This window comes from Skermanella sp. TT6, assembly GCF_016653635.2.
Taxonomy (GTDB): domain Bacteria; phylum Pseudomonadota; class Alphaproteobacteria; order Azospirillales; family Azospirillaceae; genus Skermanella; species Skermanella cutis.
Genome location: NZ_CP067420.1, coordinates 5,662,333 through 5,679,866, shown reverse-complemented (window position 1 = coordinate 5,679,866; position 17,534 = coordinate 5,662,333). Strand labels below are relative to the sequence as shown.

The window sequence follows — 17,534 nt, the reverse complement described above, 5'->3', positions numbered from 1 at the left end:
GGATCACACCTATGCGCACTCTGACAACCGTCGCTCTGATGCTGACCCTAACGATGCCCGCCAGTGCAATGCTGCTTGACGAGGTGAGGCGCAGTTTGAGGAGCACAAAAACTCAGGGGGCGGAACCTTGCGGCCCACCCCCTGAATCTGCGTCGGCCGGTCCCCGACTAAGCAACTTCTTGCCCTTGTGGCTTGGCCTTGCTCTGGCGCTCGCCCGGACCTACATCCCCGAAGGAATGCCTGATATTTAATGACCGCGAGGCGTATGCGCGGTCAACGTCTATGCTTCAAGAGTAGGGCGCGCCAACGCATCTGTCAATACCCTGGCGACGTCGGTGCGAACACCGCCAGTGCTGCTCAAGAGGCAAACTCCAAACACGCCCGCAACGCCGGCGGTGTCAAGAAGCACCTTAGCTGACCGAAGAGTGCTCCCCGTCGAAAGCAGATCATCGACGAGCATGACGCGCTTGCCGGTCAGGTCAGGCAGCGCGCTGGCTACGATTGCGGGAATTAGAGCACCCGCCTGGATTTCTGATCCGCGGCACGGCTCCGGCTGGAAGGAAAGGGGTGCGGCGCTTCCGGGCGCAGCACCCCTTTTCTGTTTCCTGGGCGCTCTGCTCGACGGCCGGAAATCGATGCCGGATGAAATCCGTGCGAGAGTACGGTATCCAGCGCTGTCCTTCCGTCCCGGAGTTGCCTCCATGCCCGCCTTCATCCGTCAGGTGACCATCCGGAACTACAAGAGTATCGCTGCGTGCCAGCTCGAGCTGGGTCCGCTGATGTTCCTGGTCGGCCCGAACGGAGCGGGCAAAAGCAACTTCCTGGACGCATTGCGCTTCGTCGCCGAGTCCTTGAGGACGTCCATTGATCATGCGCTTCGGGAGCGTGGATCGATCAAGGAAGTCCGGCGGCGGTCCGGCGGTCATCCCAACCATTTCGCGTTGAGGTTCGATTTCACGCTGCCGAACGGAAGTCGGGGACATTATGCGGTCCGCGTCGGTGCCAAACCGAGCGGGGCATTCGAAGTCCAGGATGAGGAATGCCGTATCGCCCCGGCGGAAGCCCTGGGAGTATTCCACCACTTCCGTGTGAAGTCCGGGAGACTGGAAAACTCCTCGGTCACCCCGATGCCTGCCGCGTTATCGGACCGGCTGTTCCTGGTGGCGGCGTCCGGGATTCCGGAGTTTCGGCCGGTCTTCGATGCCCTGTCGAGGATCGAGGTCTACAATCTGAACCCGGCGTCGATCGCCGCGATGCAAAGGCCTGATCCCGGGGACATCCTCCGCCGTGACGGCAGCAATGCCGCGAGCGTCTTCCAGCAGTTCTCGGCCGAGGCCAAGGACAAGGTCCGCGACAGCCTTTCGCGGATCGTTCCCGGCATTTCGGACGCCGAAGTGAAAGCGCTCGGTTCCCAGGAAACCATCGAATTCAGGCAGAACGTCAAGGGACAGGCCCATCATTGGCGCTTCCTGGCGGCGGCCATGTCCGACGGCACGTTGAGGGCGTTCGGCATCCTGCTGGCCGTGCTCCAGGCGATGTCGGCGAAGGACCACGCCAACGCGCCGTTGCTGATCGGGCTCGAGGAACCGGAAATCGCCTTGCACCCGGCGGCGTCGAGCGTGCTTTTGTCCGCCCTGCGGGAGGGGGCGGCCGATTGCCAGATCCTGGTCACCAGCCATAGCCCCGAGTTGCTGGACAATACCGACATACCTCCTGAAGCGATCCTGGCGGTGGACAACGAGGCTGGTCTCACCCGCATCGGCAGGATAGATCCGCAGACGCGGGAGTTGCTGCGCGAGAAGATGTTCACCCCGGGTGAATTGCTGCGCCAGAACCAGCTCTCCCCGGATCCGGCGTCGGTGACGGATGTCTCCAACGATCGCCAGTTGAAGCTTTTCGACAGCGCCGGCCGCTGACCATGGTCTTCATCGCGCCGATCGTCGAGGGACATGGGGAAGTGGAAGCCGTACCCGTGCTGCTGCACAGGATGGCAGCGCACCATATGTCGAATGTTCCCCTGCGCGTGAACCCGCCGATCCGCGTCAAATGCGGATCCTTCCTGAACGACGACGTCTATTTCCGCAAGCATGTCGCCCTGGCGGCTGCCAAGGCCGCTCCGCAGGGAGGCCATGTCCTGATCCTGCTGGATTGCGACGATGCGAAATGGTGCCCGGCGACGCTGGGGCCGCATCTCCTGGAAAGGGCGAGACGGGTCAGGCGTGATGTCAGTCATCTGGTCGTGCTCGCCAACAAGGAATTCGAAACCTGGTTCATTGCCGCCATTGCATCGCTCGGTGGTCAGCAGGGAGTCGCCCGCGATCTAGTACTACAGCCGTTCACTTTCGATTGAGGTTCGTCGTTTCCAGTGACTGCGTCGAGCCCTTTGCTGGTGGCGTCTTCGCCAGAGTGACCAAGCGATAGCGGTTCCGGGGTCGCGCGGGCTTTGGGAGACGAGGGAATGAAGCAGGCGACGTATCTCGGGCACGGTCAGGGGTAGAAGGTCGGCCATCAAGTCGGCCGGGTCCTTTCCCCCCGATCGCCGCCTGACGCACGACGGTGAGAAAGGCGAAGGCCAGCAGGACCAAGGTGATATGCCGGTGCCAGCCGGTCCAGGAGCGAACCTCGTACTGGTCAAGCCCGACCTCCTGCTTGGCCATTTCGAAGCTGCTTTCAATGGTCCAGCGCGCGCCAGCCACGCGAACCAGATCGGCCAGGGTCGTGCCGTCCGGAGCGCAGGTCAGATAGAACGTCAACTCGCCATCACCCAGCCGCCGCCGGATCAGCAGTCCCTTCCGCCACCCCTCCGGGGCGCCGCGGAAGGGAAGGCAGGCCCAGTCGTACAGCCTGGGTCCCTTGGTGCCGTCGCCCGCACTGAGCCGGTGCCATCCATCGGCCGGCACCTCCTCGACCCAATCACTTACCGTCCCCGGCCACAGGCGCTGTCCACTGGTGACGGCCAGCACGTAGCCGATGCGGCGGCGCTCCAGGGCGCGCCGGATCGCACTGTCGGCGCCATAGACGCTGTCGCCCGCTACCCAGGCGCGGGGCACGCCGGCATCCAGGGCGCGCTCCAGCATCGCCAGGCCCAGTTTCGGCTTGGTGGCGAAGGCCACCGTGTCGGGCACCCAGGCGGACCGGCGGCGCGCCTCGTCGGTCGCCCAGGCCTGCGGCAGGTACAAGGCGCGATCGATCAGCGCGTAGCCGTGCTGGCCGGCGTAACCGAGGAACACGCCGACCGTCGCTCGCAAGTCTCGCTCGGACTACGGCCTTCGAAGGCTTCGCCTTCGATCCTTCGTAAGCGATGCGAGCGGACCCTTGGCCTTTGGCTGCGTGATCACCGCATGGATCGGTTGCGGCGGGCCTTGAAGTGTTCGCGCAACTCCAGGATGGCCTTGGCTACGGCCGGGACGTCGGCCTCGGCGATGGCCGCCGTGCCGAACAGCACGGGGCCCAGGGCCTGGAACGGAGCATGTTCCGGTTTGCCCGGGTTGGTCACGCTCTTCCAGGCGCGCGGCGCCAGCCGGGTGGCCACCAGGAACCCGAGGGACCAGAAGATCGGGTCCAGCCCTCCTGCGTGGTGCGGCGCCAGATGCGGCCGGTACAGGCCGGGGAACTGCGCCATCGTCTCCGACAGGCGGTTATGGTGGTCCGCCACGGCCTGGACGGCCCGGTGCTCCCGGCTGCTCTCCGCGGCGAGCAGGGCGTGGTCGCCCAGCAGGTCGCCGAGCCAGATCCGCGGATCGAGGAACTTCGGCCCGATCAGCACGGCGGTCAGGTAGCCGTCGAGGCCGTCCAGCCGCGACACCGGCGCCGCCCGGCCCCGCTGGTACGCTTCGAGCTCCTCCGCGTCCTGCATCGCCCTGGGCGCCGCCGGTCCGGTCTGCGCAGCGGGCTCGGCCGTCATGCCGCCCGGACCGTCCCGGCATCGGCGCCCCGCTCGGCTTTCCATGCCCACGGCAGCAGGCGGTCGAGATCGTTGGCCTTCACGGCACCCGACACGATGCGCTCCAGCACGTCGGCCAGGTAGGAGAACGGGTCGAGGCCGTTCAGCCTGGCGCTGTTGATCAGCGAGGCGAGGATCGCCCAGTCCCGGCCGCCCGCCGCGGAGCCGGCGAACAGGGCGTTCTTGCGGCCCAACCCGATCGGGCGCATCAGTCTCTCCACGGTGTTGGTATCCACCTCGATGCGGCCGTCCTCGAGGAAGGCGACCAGCCCGTCCCAGTGACCCAGGGTGTAGGAGATCGCCTTGGCCAGGCTCGACTGGCCGGAGATCTCCGCCCGCACCGCCATCAGCCGGACCTTCAGAGCTTCCAGGATCGGCCGGGACCGGTCCTGCCGGACCCGCAGGCGGGTCTCCGCCGTCGTGCCGCGGATGCGTGCCTCGATGGCGTAGACCTCACCGAGGCGCCCGATCACTTCCCGCGCCACCTCCGACCGGGTCGTCCTGAACACCGCCACGAACTTGCGGCGGGCATGGCTCAGGCAGAAGACGAGCCGGATCGTCGCCCGCCTCCGGCGGCGGACAAGCGCCTTGTAGGCCACATAGCCGTCCACCTGGAGAAGCCCGTCGAAGCCCGCCAGCTGGTCCTGGATCGCCGCCGTGTCCCGCCCCTCGGCGAACACGTAGCCGACCGCCGGTCGGGCCGGTCCCTGCCAGGGGCGGTCGTCCACCGCCTGGGCCCACAGCTGGCAGATCCTGGTGCGGCCCCGTCCGGGATCCAACCGGGGCAACGGCGTCTCGTCGCAGAACACCCGCTCCTGGGATCGGATGTAGAGCAGCAGCCGCTCGTACAGCGGCTTCAGCCACCACGCCGCCCGGCGAACCCAGAACACCAGCGTCGTCCGGTCCAGCGCGATGCCCTGGCCGGCGAACATCCGGGACTGCCGGTACAGCGGCAGGTGCCAGGCGAACTTCGCCACCACCACGTGGGCGACCAGCGCGGTGGTGGCCATGCCGCCGTCCACCACGCGCGGCCTGGCGGCGGCCTGGACCAGGGTGCCGCGGCAGCATCGGCAGGCATACTTCGGCCGGATGGTGCGCAGGACGCGCACAAGGGCCGGGATCACGTCCAGCGCCTCGGCGACGTCCTCGCCGATCCGGTGCATCGGCCCGGCGCAGCACGGGCACGCGGTGCTCTCCGGCTCGATAGTCGTCTCGACCCGCGGCAGATGCCGGGGCAGAGCGCCGACATTCCGGTTCGCCGGACGGCGCGGGTGCCGCCCCGGCTTCCCGGACGTGCGGTCCGCGTTGTCGTTGGCGGCCGGAGCCGCCTCGACGGCGAGGTCGCCGAGATCGAGGACGCCCTGCTCCGGGTCGATCATCGCGGCCCTCTCCGACTTCGCCCCGAAGATCATCGCCTTCAGGGTCTTCACCTGCGCCTGCAGATCCGCGTTCCTGGCCTCCAGATCACGGATGATCCGGACCAGTTCGGCGGGGTCTGCGGGGAGCGGGTCGGGAGGCTCGGCCATGCCCCGGAGCATACCGCAAAAGCCGGCAGCATCCCAGACGGATCAACGCCTTCAGCCCATCCACCGGGGCGTCTTCACGGGTGGCGGCGCGGCCGCGCGCCACTCCAGTCCGTCGAGCAGCAGCGCGAACTGGACCGCGCTCAGCCGGACCGTAAGCGATGCGAGTGCACCCTTCTTCCCGGAACCGGGTCTGTGAGCGAGATTACGCGCGGGTTCACGGAGCACGGAGGGGGCGATGGAGGATGGCGTCAGGCTTCATCCCAGGCTTGAAGCCATGGATGAAGACGGGCCGTATCGGCGGGTCGAGGTGATCACGGGACGGTGTCAACGGCGCGTGTGGACGGCACAGGAGAAGGCGCGCATCGTGGCGGAGAGCGCGGTGCCGGGCGCCAACATCTCCGAGGTCGCGCGGCGGAACGGGGTGAACCGCGGCCTGCTCACGGTCTGGCGCCGGGAGGCAGGTGCGGTCCCGGAAGCGACCCCGGCGCAGACGCCGCTGTTCGTTCCGGTCACGGTGGTCGAGGAGCCTGCGCCCGCTCCTCCGCGGGACCGGCGTCAAGCATCCCGGGAGACGGCGCCGGGCCGGATCGAGATGGATCTGCGCAGCGGGCGGCTGGTGTTCCACGGCGCCGTCGATCCCGGCCTCGCCGCGGCGGTCGTCGCGGCCGCCCGAGGGCGGGGATGATCACGCCGCGTCCCGGCCTCAAGGTCGTGCTCGCCACGCAGCCGATCGATTTCCGCAAAGGGGTCCACGGCCTGGTCGCCCTGGTGGCCGAGGCGCTGAAGGCGGATCCCTACTGCGGTGACGTCTTCGTCTTCCGCTCCAAGCGCAAGGACCGGCTCAAGCTCCTGGTTTGGGACGGTAGCGGATTGATCCTCGCAACGAAGTGGCTGGAGGACGGCGGATTCCCCTGGCCGCCGGTCCGGGACGGCGCGGTCCGGCTGAGCGCGGTCCAGTTCGCGCTGCTGCTCGACGGACTGGAGTGGCGCGCGGCCGCGCCGCCACCCGTGAAGACGCCCCGGTGGATGGGCTGAAGGCGTTGATCCGTCTGGGATGCTGCCGGCTTTTGCGGTATGCTCCGGGGCATGGCCGAGCCTCCCGACCCGCTCCCCGCAGACCCCGCCGAACTGGTCCGGATCATCCGTGATCTGGAGGCCAGGAACGCGGATCTGCAGGCGCAGGTGAAGACCCTGAAGGCGATGATCTTCGGGGCGAAGTCGGAGAGGGCCGCGATGATCGACCCGGAGCAGGGCGTCCTCGATCTCGGCGACCTCGCCGTCGAGGCGGCTCCGGCCGCCAACGACAACGCGGACCGCACGTCCGGGAAGCCGGGGCGGCACCCGCGCCGTCCGGCGAACCGGAATGTCGGCGCTCTGCCCCGGCATCTGCCGCGGGTCGAGACGACTATCGAGCCGGAGAGCACCGCGTGCCCGTGCTGCGCCGGGCCGATGCACCGGATCGGCGAGGACGTCGCCGAGGCGCTGGACGTGATCCCGGCCCTTGTGCGCGTCCTGCGCACCATCCGGCCGAAGTATGCCTGCCGATGCTGCCGCGGCACCCTGGTCCAGGCCGCCGCCAGGCCGCGCGTGGTGGACGGCGGCATGGCCACCACCGCGCTGGTCGCCCACGTGGTGGTGGCGAAGTTCGCCTGGCACCTGCCGCTGTACCGGCAGTCCCGGATGTTCGCCGGCCAGGGCATCGCGCTGGACCGGACGACGCTGGTGTTCTGGGTTCGCCGGGCGGCGTGGTGGCTGAAGCCGCTGTACGAGCGGCTGCTGCTCTACATCCGATCCCAGGAGCGGGTGTTCTGCGACGAGACGCCGTTGCCCCGGTTGGATCCCGGACGGGGCCGCACCAGGATCTGCCAGCTGTGGGCCCAGGCGGTGGACGACCGCCCCTGGCAGGGACCGGCCCGACCGGCGGTCGGCTACGTGTTCGCCGAGGGGCGGGACACGGCGGCGATCCAGGACCAGCTGGCGGGCTTCGACGGGCTTCTCCAGGTGGACGGCTATGTGGCCTACAAGGCGCTTGTCCGCCGCCGGAGGCGGGCGACGATCCGGCTCGTCTTCTGCCTGAGCCATGCCCGCCGCAAGTTCGTGGCGGTGTTCAGGACGACCCGGTCGGAGGTGGCGCGGGAAGTGATCGGGCGCCTCGGTGAGGTCTACGCCATCGAGGCACGCATCCGCGGCACGACGGCGGAGACCCGCCTGCGGGTCCGGCAGGACCGGTCCCGGCCGATCCTGGAAGCTCTGAAGGTCCGGCTGATGGCGGTGCGGGCGGAGATCTCCGGCCAGTCGAGCCTGGCCAAGGCGATCTCCTACACCCTGGGTCACTGGGACGGGCTGGTCGCCTTCCTCGAGGACGGCCGCATCGAGGTGGATACCAACACCGTGGAGAGACTGATGCGCCCGATCGGGTTGGGCCGCAAGAACGCCCTGTTCGCCGGCTCCGCGGCGGGCGGCCGGGACTGGGCGATCCTCGCCTCGCTGATCAACAGCGCCAGGCTGAACGGCCTCGACCCGTTCTCCTACCTGGCCGACGTGCTGGAGCGCATCGTGTCGGGTGCCGTGAAGGCCAACGATCTCGACCGCCTGCTGCCGTGGGCATGGAAAGCCGAGCGGGGCGCCGATGCCGGGACGGTCCGGGCGGCATGACGGCCGAGCCCGCTGCGCAGACCGGACCGGCGGCGCCCAGGGCGATGCAGGACGCGGAGGAGCTCGAAGCGTACCAGCGGGGCCGGGCGGCGCCGGTGTCGCGGCTGGACGGCCTCGACGGCTACCTGACCGCCGTGCTGATCGGGCCGAAGTTCCTCGATCCGCGGATCTGGCTCGGCGACCTGCTGGGCGACCACGCCCTGCTCGCCGCGGAGAGCAGCCGGGAGCACCGGGCCGTCCAGGCCGTGGCGGACCACCATAACCGCCTGTCGGAGACGATGGCGCAGTTCCCCGGCCTGTACCGGCCGCATCTGGCGCCGCACCACGCAGGAGGGCTGGACCCGATCTTCTGGTCCCTCGGGTTCCTGGTGGCCACCCGGCTGGCGCCGCGCGCCTGGAAGAGCGTGACCAACCCGGGCAAACCGGAACATGCTCCGTTCCAGGCCCTGGGCCCCGTGCTGTTCGGCACGGCGGCCATCGCCGAGGCCGACGTCCCGGCCGTAGCCAAGGCCATCCTGGAGTTGCGCGAACACTTCAAGGCCCGCCGCAACCGATCCATGCGGTGATCACGCAGCCAAAGGCCAAGGGTCCGCTCGCATCGCTTACGCCGGACCGCGCCGTCCCGGACCGGCGGCCAGGGGAATCCGCCGTCCTCCAGCCACTTCGTTGCGAGGATCAATCCGCTACCGTCCCAAACCAGGAGCTTGAGCCGGTCCTTGCGCTTGGAGCGGAAGACGAAGACGTCACCGCAGTAGGGATCCGCCTTCAGCGCCTCGGCCACCAGGGCGACCAGGCCGTGGACCCCTTTGCGGAAATCGATCGGCTGCGTGGCGAGCACGACCTTGAGGCCGGGACGCGGCGTGATCATCCCCGCCCTCGGGCGGCCGCGACGACCGCCGCGGCGAGGCCGGGATCGACGGCGCCGTGGAACACCAGCCGCCCGCTGCGCAGATCCATCTCGATCCGGCCCGGCGCCGTCTCCCGGGATGCTTGACGCCGGTCCCGCGGAGGAGCGGGCGCAGGCTCCTCGACCACCGTGACCGGAACGAACAGCGGCGTCTGCGCCGGGGTCGCTTCCGGGACCGCACCTGCCTCCCGGCGCCAGACCGTGAGCAGGCCGCGGTTCACCCCGTTCCGCCGCGCGACCTCGGAGATGTTGGCGCCCGGCACCGCGCTCTCCGCCACGATGCGCGCCTTCTCCTGTGCCGTCCACACGCGCCGTTGACACCGTCCCGTGATCACCTCGACCCGCCGATACGGCCCGTCTTCATCCATGGCTTCAAGCCTGGGATGAAGCCTGACGCCATCCTCCATCGCCCCCTCCGTGCTCCGTGAACCCGCGCGTAATCTCGCTCACAGACCCGGTTCCGGGAAGAAGGGTGCACTCGCATCGCTTACGATCCTTCGGACCGCCCTCCGTCTGGCAATTCTCGATGCGTCCGGCAGTCCCGGAGTACTGACGCTGCACTCCGACGGAGTGCTCGCCCTTCTTGAGAAAGCCGGTCTCGTCGAGCACCACAACGGCACCGGGGTCGCCCAAATGCTCGACGACATAGGCGCGCAGGTCATCGCGCACCGCATCGGCATCCCAGCGCATGCGCGCCAGGAAGTCCTGGACGCTGTCCGGACTGGTATCACCGGCGGCTTCCGCCAGATGCCAGCCGTTCTTCCGTTCCAAGGGCGCAAGAAGACCGGCCAGATAGCGCCGTGCCCGTTCCCGGGCCTCACGTCGATAAAACCGGCGCCCGATCCGTTCCACAACAGCGTCCAAACCGCTCGACCAACTCGCTGCTTCCGTAACCGTCGTCATGCTGCGCCCCCATCAGTCGGAACGCTAGGTCAACAATCCTGACGCCAATCTATCCCGGCTGTAGTACTAGCAGGGCTTATCGTAGTGGAACCAACGAGGGCTGTTTCGCTGCTCGATGTTCCGTCGTAACCGGAGACACGCAGATGAAATCTCGTTTGTTGTTCCAAGAAATGTCGAGTGCTGGCTGTGCATCGGCAGAAATCAATTGGGGAGTTTGTGAGACCCTATGCTTATCAGAGGTAGCACAATGAAGCAGGCAAATTCTCCCGTGAGTTAAATATCCCCACCGGAATGTCCGGATTTGGTTTCGTATTCTTCCTGTGCAACCCGACGTTTCCGGCGGAGTTCACCTACCGACATGACTTTTGAGCCGTCCCGTGCCTCGACCAGTGCCAGCGTCAGCGCTTGAAGACGCTGCACCAGGATATCTTGAACTGCCTGAAACCGTCGGCGCTCTTCCGACATTTGCGCCTCCAGCCGGCTGATCGTGACTTTGAGGTCGCGTATCTGTTCGCGCAAGCCCGGAGTAGAAGAACCTGGCATCGTCTCTACAAGGATCTTCCAATCCGACATGATTTCAGCGTTACGGTAGACGGTAGCACGAGAAACTCCAGACTCGATGACCAGGTTCTCGTTTGTCAGGGCGCCATCAGTCTTGACGGGACGGCTCCGTATGAGGCGCAGCAGCGCGGTGCGTAGGGCTAGTTCATTCCGTTCCCTATTGCGGCGGCATTCCGACGGAATGGCCTCTAGCTCGGTGACGCGGAGCTCGGTGCGGTGGATGATCTCTCCGCGAGCCTCAAGGTTCATTTTCATCGGACGGTTACGGGGCTGCTTTCATGATGATCTCATCGTATTCACGGATCTGCCTGGTCAGGCTGGCGCGTTGCGGACCACTGCGGCCGGCTTGATCACGCAGCGCAACCGCATCGTCACGCATTTCCTTCCACGCTGGGATATGGTTCCGGCAGACCACGGAATTTGGACATTTTCCTGGCGCGCAAAACGGCATCACCGGCGCGTTGGCGTTCACTTTCTCTTCCGGTCGAAGACACAGAGCTGTCATAGGATCGAAGTTGCAGAGGTTCAATGCACCTACGTAAATGGTTGAAGCAATTGATCGTAGTGCGCCATTCGTGGCCATTTCATGGCGAGATGTATCTATTTTAGCTTGGATTCCTGCTTTTGCGGCTTTCCAAGTGCTGACCAGCCGTTTAGATCCAGGCCCAATATGGATGCCTTGATCGGCATCCTTCTCCATTTCCTCGAGAAGGTCGAAGTTGGCCAGGATTCTCTCCTCGAATATCTCATTGCGCAAGCCATCATCATCGCTGCCCGCGTACCCCTCGAAGATCATCGTTTTTACGTGATTGTATTGGAGTTTGCCGGCAATGATGCCGAAAGGTTCGCGGGCGATGTGCCGGGCCAAGGTGCGGCGGAACTGGGACGGTGTGAAATGGCTTGGCACCTTGACACCGAAGCGGTTTGTGATCATTTTTGCAAAACTGTAAGTCATTGTCTGGATACGCTGGGGCGTAGTCGGGAATCCATGTTTTCGGGATTTGGTGCCCAACGCATGGGCGTTGAGCACAAGGTGATCATCGTCATGACGCCTGCGCATGGATTCCCATGCTCGTTGAAGCAGCATAACGGCGCGAGCGGCCTCTTCCGGGATGACCCATTCAACTGGTTTCGGCTTTTTTCCTTTTTGCACACGCTTTTTCGCAGGCAAGCCGATAACCTTCCAGCGGATCACGTCGCCTGTTTTCGGGTCTTTTACCGCCTGCAAGCAGTCGCGGCGAAGCATCGTTAATTCGAGAGGCCGTATGCCGCTGAGGTACATAAGAAGGCAGGCGCAGGCGGCCGTCACGTGCAGAAGCTCCTGAGTCGTTTCGTACCGGGGAGAGTACGTGCCCGCCGGCTCTATCAACCAGGGTTCACGCCAAGGATGGCCGAGGTCCGGGCAATTCGAAATCAAAGTTTTGGGCACGGTTGACCAGTCAAGACCGTCGCGAGGCCTATAGACGCTCGTCGCGAGGTGAGCTTCAAACGCCTCAACCCGAGCCACTACGTCGTCTCCGTACCGATCCACGTACCGCAAGGCATGAACGATGATGGGATGCAGAACTTCGTCCGGGATGATTTCTGTTGAATTTTCACGAGTTCTAGGCTCGACGCCGACGAGGTGCGACGTGAGCTTGCCGCCATAGGGGCGGAACGTCATGGGTCTGCTCAGGTGAAAACGGTATGCGTCGAGGGCCCAAATTGGTTTTAGGTGCTGCCAGACGGTTGAAGGATGAACTTTGTCGCCGCGTGCTTTCCTGACTTCTGCTCTTGTGAACGCAGCGGCATTACTCGGGTACTGCAACCAAACTCGGTAAGCATGAACCATTGGCTGGGTAACATGCGAGAACGACTCAACAAATGGATAGTAGCGAGCTAACCACCGAATGAACCGCTTCATCGAGCCAAGTTCTTGAACACAGGTCGCCGCGGAAACGAACTTAACCCTATTAGATATAAGCGTATTCATTCTGTGGTAGTAAAGCTCTTTGAGGGTACGCTTGATATCTGGCGATGCGATCCATCGGAAGTCGAGCACCAGCAAACGCCGGCGGCGATCCGCATAGTCGGCCATCGTCAGATCCCACTCGTCGTCTCCGAACTTGCTTGCGACGCCTGGAATGCCTGATAGCACGGGAGTGTCATTAGTGATGTCCTCCGTTCTCTCGGGTTGTTGCAGAAGCGTCTTTTCCCGAAGGTCAGCCAAGGATGAAGCAACTTCGGCAACCGGGATGCCAGCAGATGAAAAGTATGTATCTTTCACTTCAGCCTCACGTCACAGCAGTTCGGGAGGAAGATGAATACAACCTGATAGCCCTTCGGAAATGGCTCGTGCCTCACCAATCACACCCGCGGGAAAGGCCGGAAGAATGACTTCAGTGATCTGGGCATAAGCAAGGCTGAACTTTTTTGTCCAGTCAGCCTCAGCAATACCTCTTCGTTGTTCGGTGATGTGATCAAGGTAGCGCAAGATGCGCGGGAGCACACGTCGAGTGACAAGCGCGTTTGGGCATTCGAAGCAGGCCCAGAACGACTTGGAGCAAGGATCTCCCGGCGCATCCCAGGGTGAGTTGTAAAAGTTCTTGCACGATGCCAGCCATGCGTCAGTTGCGCCAGACAGAGCTTGGCGGACCTGTTCAGGCGGTTCGTTGATTTTCTTGGCTGCCGCTGCGACTGCTTCAGCCGGCGCATCCTCAGGAATATCGACTACCTTGATGTTACTCTCAAGGGCGTGGGCGAGAGCAGCTCGGGCGGCATTGACGACGGTTTGTTCGTATACAGGAATAAGTGCCTTGTTTTCCAAGTAGTGTTTTGCACCTACGTCTTTAGTGTGATCATCTGTCGTAAGGCTTAAGTTGCCGTTCGATTTGAGAAGACGTGTTGTTTTCCAGGTAGTGCGAAGCCGCGCCCGGACAATCCTAAGTTTCTTGCCGTCATCGCCTTTAAGGTTGTAGTACTTACAAAGGTAGCGAGATAGCGTTTCAAATTCGTTCTGCTCGTAAGACTTAGTCCAAAGGGCGCCCTGTGTGACGCCTCGGGCAACAGCCAATCGTTTAGCATAAGCGAGCAGACCGCCTGCTGTTTTGAACGTATCGGATGGCACGATAGTCTCGCCCCAATCTATAGCATCCGCCTGTTTGACGCGGTGCGGATGTGATGGTGCGCGGGACTTCCGATAACGCAACCGGACCTTATTGCGTACCTCCGTGATATTTTCGACCTGAAGGCCAGTTATGCATTCCGGCTCGATTCCAAGCGTCAGGCCTAAAGCAGTAATAAGCATACGTTCTCGCAGGCTGTCGAGTTGCCATTGCTCTGGCCAAGTTGAGGTAACCCGATCCTTATCCAAGTGGCTACGCAAGAACATCGAGATAGCGTCGAGTATGCGGCCGGCCTCTTTGACGCTGTAGGGTAGACGGGACTCGGCATCATCCACTTTCTGGTCCAGCAGGAATACAGTACTGTACCATTCACCTTCGAGTTCTTCAGGGTGCTTACTGTGAATGTGCTGAATGATGCGGGTAATTACGCGCTTTCTGTGGTATCCTACGATGCTTTTGATACTCTTGTTCGCGACGCGTTCGTCAATGTGGCTCTTATAAGCTATGAACATCCACATCGCGAGCGGGCGCTGCACTCCAATTTGGAGATCAACATCAATTTCATTCAACCACAAAAAGAAAGTCTTTGCTGAATTATGCCAAGTACGAGCAGTGTGGATAGATCTGACAGGTCCGCCAAGTGCAGTTAGCTCGTAAAGCGTCCGAAGGAAAAGATGCCCAAGCTTCGATCTGTTCGCTGCCCATGCCCAGCTCAGATCTACGACCTTGCCTGCACTGTCTTCGAACCGCAGCACCCAATTCGCCAGACCGTGAAATTCGTGCGGATTACCGATGATATGGGAGGACGCAACATCTATCGGTTTTGCCTTCCGACCTCGTTTGGTCAGAGCAAGGGCGTGATCACTCACCACAGCCGTATTCCACTTCAGAATCGATTGCCCCATGGAAAACTTCCAAGATCTCATCGATGGGAAAATCCTCGGCCAGAAGGTCGATATAGATGAAAGTTGACTCATAGGACGAATGGCCTAGAAGTTTTTGTAGTCGGCGTAGTGGGTCCCCGAGAATAGTGTCGTAAAGGGTTTTGGCTGAGTAACCGGCGCATTCGCTGGTGAGCTTTCGTGCCTCTTCTTGCGCTCTAGCTACAGATTCATGGTTGTGTTGTATTAGCTTGGATAAAGTATAAATAGCAAAAGTATGGCGCAGAGTATGAGGCGTGGCTTCAACTCCAGCCAAATGCGATGCTCTGCGGAATACGAATTCCCAACCGTTTCCGCTCATCGGTAAGTTCGATTGGTTCAGCCAAAACTCGTGAGGAGGCCTATCGTAAAGACCCACCCGTTTACCGCGAGCCACTTGGTCAACCCGTAAAAGATCACGATAAAAAAGTAAGCTATTTTCGCACTTTGGCGAGATCCTTACCTTTCGGCCTTTGCTTCCTTTGGCCACTTCGGGGCGAACACGATGGTTGAACCCTTTTCCCGTTGATGGTGGCATTGCCGCCGCGGGTTTTGGGATATCACTGTCTCGGAATCCATTGCCCTCATCGAGCCGTAATCCAGTAGTCAAGAGCAGGTCGGCGTAAGCAATGTTACGCGACCCGTACCGTCCCCGCGCGAGACCCTCGTCACGAAACTTCTTGAATTGTGCAAGGGTGATGAACTTGGCTCTCTCCGGTGCGGCAGCCGCGCTCCTGATCGCCCACGCAAACAGGGGCATATTTACGGGATTGCGGGGGAGTATCTCGCGCAGTACGCATGCGTCGAAAAAGCGCTTCAACGCTGCAGCCTCGGCATTCCAAGATCGCTCCTCAATCCCATCAGTCTTAAGTCGGTAACGCTTGTAGTCTGAGAGTGTCGTATTGTCTAACTCTGATAGCGTCTTGCTTCGGCGCTGGAGGTAACGCAAAAAGCGAAAGGCGTGGCGTGCATAACTTTCCATTGTCGTGCGCCCAGCGATCAAGGACGATAGCTCAAGCATGACCCCAGACAACGTTTCGTCGCAGCTAAGCCGATCATCCAGGATAAAGGGAACACGATCGTCGATCCCCCTGGCGTCCAGCGTTCGAAGCGCTATAGGCCGTAGCTGTGTTTGCCAGATAGTTTCAAAATCGTGGCCGAGGATCTCTGGATCGAGATCCTTTTCGAGCATGTTACGGCGGGTGAACACTATCTCCACTCGGTTCCTCCGCCCTTCCAATGCTGGGTCCAAGTCACGTTCCTGGCACACCCGATTTTGAGTCGCGATTGAGAACAAAACAAGAACCTAAAGGAGTTAATGAGGTTTAGGAAGGTAGCCTATCGATAATTTATCATTTGGTAAAATCATAATATTTATCTCGAATTTTCATTATCTAAATCAAAAAATGAGACTGCTAAAACACTCACATTTCCCGGCGATCAGGTGCTTGCGGCCGTTCAGGCGCAACAGCAGGTCGTCCACCCGGCGCTCGTTCAGCCGGACCGCGAAGTCGCCCAGGTGCCAGACCGTGTCGTCCGGGCCGACCGTCTCGTTCCAGCGCGCGACCATGGCCTCGTCCATGGGGCCGGTGGAGGCGAAGGGCCGGCCATACATGAAGATGACGCGATGGTCGTTGAAGTGGCTGTCGCTGGTGAAGAAGACGGTCATAGGGTCCCGTTCAGGACGCGCCGGCCAGCCACATCGGGTTCTTCAGCTGCTTGAGCAGGGCGCCGTGGGCTTCCAGCTCGGCCTCGGTCGGGGCGTGGGGGCGCGGTTCGCGGCGGATGCGCTCGATCTTGACCGGACCTTCGGCGTCGCCGGCGGCATTGCGCCGGTTGCCGGCCAGCACGAGGTCGGGCTGGCGGCCGCCCTGGAGCTCCAGATAGACCTCGCCCAGAAGCTGGGCGTCGAGCAGCGCGCCGTGCAGCGTGCGGTTGGAATTGTCGATGCTGAAGCGCCGGCACAGCGCGTCCAGGCTGGCGGGGGCGCCGGGGAACTTGCGGCGCGCCATCTGCACGGTGTCGAGCGCGCGGGTCATGGGCAGAGTCGGGATGCCGAGCCGCTTCAGCTCGGCATTGATGAAGCGCATGTCGAATTCGGCATTGTGGATGACCAGCCGCGAATCGCCGATGAAGTCCAGAAACTGGCCGCAGATCTCGGCGAAGACCGGCTTGTCCCTGAGGAACTCCTCCGACAGGCCGTGGACCGCGAAGGCCTCCGGCGGCATGTCGCGCTCCGGATTGATGTAGAGGTGGAGATAGCGGTCGGTCGGGACGAAGTTGATCGCCTCCACGCAGCCGATCTCCACGATGCGGTGGCCGGTCAGGGGATCGAAGCCGGTCGTTTCGGTGTCGAGGACGATTTCACGCATGGAAGTGCTTCACCGTGACGGGACTGTATCTGCGGGGCGGCCAGACGCGGGACCTCCGGCCTGTGACCAATCTGACAATGCGGGCGAGCGCGCGCAAGGTGCGGGTCCGGCCGAGGCCGGTTTCCACCACGAAATCGGCGCGGCGGCGCTTCTCCCGGTCGGGCATCTGGCGACGCAGGATGCCGGCCAGCTTCTCCGCCGTCATGCCGGGCCGGGCCAGCACGCGGGCGCGCTGGATCGCGGGCGGCGCCGTGACGCAGACGACGGCATCGACCCGCCGCTCGCCGCCGGTCTCGAACAGCAGGGGGATGTCCAGCACGGCCACCGGGTCGCGCCGGGCAGCGCACCGGCCGAGGAACCGGCGCTGCGAACCCTGGACCAGCGGGTGAAGGATCCCCTCCAGCCGGCGCAGCGCCTGGGGATCGCGGAACACAACGGCGCCGAGAGCCTGGCGGTCCACCGCTCCGTCGCGCACGGTGCCGGGGAATTCGCCTTCGATCAGGGGCACGGCGGCGCCGCCCCGGCCCAGCAGGCGATGGACCGTCGCGTCGGAATCATGGACCGGGACGCCCAGCCGCTTCAGCATCCGCGCCGCCGTGCTCTTGCCCATGCCGATCGAACCGGTCAGGCCGAGAACGATCAT

Annotated in this window: 17 protein-coding genes and 3 pseudogenes; 6 read left to right on the top strand and 14 right to left on the bottom strand. The window is 63.3% G+C overall.

All coding sequences use genetic code 11. The features are described 5' to 3' along the window. Positions 1-280: 280 nt before the first annotated feature. Positions 281-703 (bottom strand): phosphoribosyltransferase family protein, encoded by a 423-nt coding sequence (locus IGS68_RS36350; RefSeq protein ID WP_201075723.1) that lies wholly within the window; start codon positions 701-703, stop codon positions 281-283. On the opposite strand from IGS68_RS36350, the gene IGS68_RS26455 reads away from it, so the two are divergent. Together IGS68_RS26455 and IGS68_RS26450 are read left to right on the top strand one after the other, a co-directional pair. Continuing rightward, complete coding sequence (locus tag IGS68_RS26455; RefSeq protein ID WP_201075721.1) at positions 636-1,916, top strand: AAA family ATPase; 1,281 nt, start codon at positions 636-638, stop codon at positions 1,914-1,916. The two genes, IGS68_RS36350 and IGS68_RS26455, sit on opposite strands and share 68 nt — an antisense overlap. A 2-nt stretch (positions 1,917-1,918) precedes the next feature. Then, positions 1,919-2,350 (top strand): DUF4276 family protein, encoded by a 432-nt coding sequence (locus tag IGS68_RS26450; protein WP_201075719.1) that lies wholly within the window; start codon positions 1,919-1,921, stop codon positions 2,348-2,350. Here IGS68_RS26450 and IGS68_RS26445 read toward each other — a convergent pair. The 3 genes and pseudogenes from IGS68_RS26445 to tnpC (IGS68_RS26435) all read right to left on the bottom strand — a co-directional run. Beyond that, positions 2,337-3,242: pseudogene (locus IGS68_RS26445) on the bottom strand (IS701 family transposase); the annotation flags it as partial. The gene IGS68_RS26450 and the pseudogene IGS68_RS26445 overlap by 14 nt on opposite strands. A gap of 92 nt (positions 3,243-3,334) precedes the next feature. Further along, positions 3,335-3,904, bottom strand: coding sequence for a YecA/YgfB family protein (locus tag IGS68_RS26440; protein WP_247880890.1), 570 nt, complete (start codon positions 3,902-3,904; stop codon positions 3,335-3,337). Next, positions 3,901-5,469, bottom strand: a complete 1,569-nt coding sequence (gene tnpC, locus IGS68_RS26435) for an IS66 family transposase (RefSeq protein WP_201070909.1) — start codon at positions 5,467-5,469, stop codon at positions 3,901-3,903. Before tnpC (IGS68_RS26435) ends, IGS68_RS26440 begins: the two co-directional genes overlap by 4 nt. Before the next feature lie 274 nt (positions 5,470-5,743). Here tnpC (IGS68_RS26435) and tnpA (IGS68_RS26430) point away from each other — a divergent pair, with 274 nt between their 5' ends. The 4 genes from tnpA (IGS68_RS26430) to IGS68_RS26415 are packed head-to-tail and all read left to right on the top strand — an operon-like array spanning position 5,744 to position 8,690. Beyond that, on the top strand, positions 5,744-6,154 hold the full coding sequence (tnpA, locus tag IGS68_RS26430) for an IS66-like element accessory protein TnpA (protein WP_201070912.1): 411 nt from the start codon (positions 5,744-5,746) through the stop codon (positions 6,152-6,154). After that, complete coding sequence (tnpB, locus tag IGS68_RS26425) at positions 6,151-6,504, top strand: IS66 family insertion sequence element accessory protein TnpB (protein ID WP_201070915.1); 354 nt, start codon at positions 6,151-6,153, stop codon at positions 6,502-6,504. Before tnpA (IGS68_RS26430) ends, tnpB (IGS68_RS26425) begins: the two co-directional genes overlap by 4 nt. 51 nt (positions 6,505-6,555) lie before the next feature. Continuing rightward, complete coding sequence (tnpC, locus tag IGS68_RS26420; RefSeq protein WP_201070909.1) at positions 6,556-8,124, top strand: IS66 family transposase; 1,569 nt, start codon at positions 6,556-6,558, stop codon at positions 8,122-8,124. Further along, entirely contained in the window at positions 8,121-8,690 is a 570-nt protein-coding gene (locus tag IGS68_RS26415; RefSeq protein WP_247880890.1) for a YecA/YgfB family protein, read from the top strand. Before tnpC (IGS68_RS26420) ends, IGS68_RS26415 begins: the two co-directional genes overlap by 4 nt. A gap of 101 nt (positions 8,691-8,791) precedes the next feature. Here IGS68_RS26415 and tnpB (IGS68_RS36345) read toward each other — a convergent pair. The 10 genes and pseudogenes from tnpB (IGS68_RS36345) to coaE all read right to left on the bottom strand — a co-directional run. Then, a pseudogene (gene tnpB / locus IGS68_RS36345) lies at positions 8,792-8,992 on the bottom strand (IS66 family insertion sequence element accessory protein TnpB); the annotation flags it as partial. Then, positions 8,989-9,399: an IS66-like element accessory protein TnpA gene (gene tnpA / locus IGS68_RS26405; RefSeq protein WP_201070912.1), complete on the bottom strand. Its 411-nt coding sequence runs from the start codon at positions 9,397-9,399 to the stop codon at positions 8,989-8,991. The gene tnpA (IGS68_RS26405) and the pseudogene tnpB (IGS68_RS36345), both read right to left, overlap by 4 nt. A 145-nt stretch (positions 9,400-9,544) precedes the next feature. Next, positions 9,545-9,934, bottom strand: a pseudogene (locus IGS68_RS26400) (IS701 family transposase); the annotation flags it as partial. A gap of 273 nt (positions 9,935-10,207) precedes the next feature. Next, the gene (locus tag IGS68_RS26395) at positions 10,208-10,750 is read right to left on the bottom strand and encodes a hypothetical protein (protein ID WP_201075715.1); all 543 of its coding nucleotides are present in this window, start codon (positions 10,748-10,750) and stop codon (positions 10,208-10,210) included. Between the two features lie 7 nt (positions 10,751-10,757). Next, complete coding sequence (locus IGS68_RS26390; RefSeq protein WP_201075712.1) at positions 10,758-12,761, bottom strand: hypothetical protein; 2,004 nt, start codon at positions 12,759-12,761, stop codon at positions 10,758-10,760. 12 nt (positions 12,762-12,773) lie between these two features. After that, entirely contained in the window at positions 12,774-14,504 is a 1,731-nt protein-coding gene (locus IGS68_RS26385; protein ID WP_201075710.1) for a hypothetical protein, read from the bottom strand. Then, positions 14,461-15,738, bottom strand: coding sequence for a tyrosine-type recombinase/integrase (locus IGS68_RS26380; protein ID WP_201075708.1), 1,278 nt, complete (start codon positions 15,736-15,738; stop codon positions 14,461-14,463). The genes IGS68_RS26385 and IGS68_RS26380 overlap by 44 nt, the downstream gene beginning before the upstream one ends. Positions 15,739-15,918: 180 nt before the next feature. Further along, on the bottom strand, positions 15,919-16,188 hold the full coding sequence (locus tag IGS68_RS26375) for a metallophosphoesterase family protein (protein ID WP_201075706.1): 270 nt from the start codon (positions 16,186-16,188) through the stop codon (positions 15,919-15,921). Between the two features lie 10 nt (positions 16,189-16,198). Then, positions 16,199-16,891: a DNA polymerase III subunit epsilon gene (gene dnaQ / locus IGS68_RS26370; RefSeq protein WP_201075705.1), complete on the bottom strand. Its 693-nt coding sequence runs from the start codon at positions 16,889-16,891 to the stop codon at positions 16,199-16,201. Beyond that, a complete protein-coding gene (coaE, locus tag IGS68_RS26365) occupies positions 16,884-17,534 on the bottom strand; it encodes a dephospho-CoA kinase (protein WP_201075703.1) in 651 nt (216 codons plus the stop codon). The genes dnaQ and coaE overlap by 8 nt, the downstream gene beginning before the upstream one ends.